The sequence below is a fragment of the Citrobacter sp. wls615 genome (genome assembly GCF_005281355.1).
GTDB lineage: Bacteria > Pseudomonadota > Gammaproteobacteria > Enterobacterales > Enterobacteriaceae > Citrobacter > Citrobacter werkmanii.
This window is the reverse complement of record NZ_SZXM01000014.1, coordinates 1-367: the sequence shown is the minus strand read 5'-3', so window position 1 is coordinate 367 and position 367 is coordinate 1. Positions and strand designations below refer to the sequence as shown.

Here is a 367-nt window from a genome sequence, read left to right as displayed (position 1 = left end):
TGCCGTAAAACATGGCAACTACAGTTCACTTACACCGCCTCTCAGCCCGGTACGCACCAGAAAATCATTGATATGGCCATGAATGGCGTCGGATGTCGCGCCAGTGCACGCATTATGGGCGTTGGCCTCAACACGGTTTTACGTCACTTAAAAAACTCAGGCCGCAGTCGGTAACCTCGCGCATACAACCGGGCAGTGATGTGATTGTCTGCGCGGAAATGGACGAACAGTGGGGCTACGTCGGTGCTAAATCACGTCAGCGCTGGCTGTTTTACGCGTATGACAGGATACGGAGGACGGTTGTGGCGCACGTCTTCGGTGAACGCACTCTGGCCACACTGGAGCGTCTTCTGAGCCTGCTGTCGGC

General features: G+C 55.6%; 1 pseudogene. It reads left to right on the top strand.

Features of this window, described 5'->3' with window-relative positions:
• A pseudogene (locus tag FDX04_RS04495) lies at positions 1-367 on the top strand (IS1-like element IS1X2 family transposase); the annotation flags it as partial.